We start from the raw sequence: 619 nt of genomic DNA, 5'->3' as shown, positions 1-619 counted from the left end.
TCCCGGACGTGCGTGAGCAGCCGCTCCGCCTGCGCGCGCACCGCGGCCTCGGACTTGCCCGACAGCACCCACGGCATCACGCCGCGGGACGTCACCGGGCCCTGTTCGGTCCCGGCCTGCGGTTCCTCGGCGGGCGCCTGTTCGAGGATCACGTGCGCGTTGGTGCCGCTGATGCCGAACGAGGAGACGCCGGCCCGGCGCGGCCCGCCGGTCTCCGGCCACGAACGCTGTGCGTCGATCAGCTCGACCGCGCCCGCGGTCCAGTCGACGTGGGTGGAGGGCTCGTCGATGTGGAGGCTCTCCGGCAGCACGCCGTGGCGCATCGCCAGCACCATCTTGATGACGCCGGCGACGCCCGCCGCGGCCTGGGTGTGACCGATGTTGGACTTCACCGAGCCCAGCAGGAGCGGCCGGCCTTCCGGCCTCTCCTGCCCGTAGGTGGCGAGCAGTGCCTGTGCCTCGATGGGGTCGCCCAGGGAGGTTCCCGTGCCGTGCGCCTCGACGACGTCGACCTGGTCCGCGGAGACCTTCGCGTCGGCGAGGGCGGCGCGGATGACGCGCTGCTGGGCGGGCCCGTTGGGGGCGGTGAGACCGTTGCTGGCGCCGTCCTGGTTGATCG

General features: G+C 73.5%; 1 protein-coding gene. It reads right to left on the bottom strand.

Going from position 1 to position 619, the window contains the following annotated elements:
- A partial coding sequence (locus A2U95_RS02775; protein ID WP_166024738.1) for a ketoacyl-synthetase C-terminal extension domain-containing protein occupies nucleotides 1-619 on the bottom strand: 619 nt, incomplete at both ends.

Source organism: Streptomyces chilikensis, from assembly GCF_001642695.1.
Taxonomy (GTDB): Bacteria; Actinomycetota; Actinomycetes; order Streptomycetales; family Streptomycetaceae; genus Streptomyces; species Streptomyces chilikensis.
This window is presented reverse-complemented; position numbering and strand designations above follow the sequence as displayed.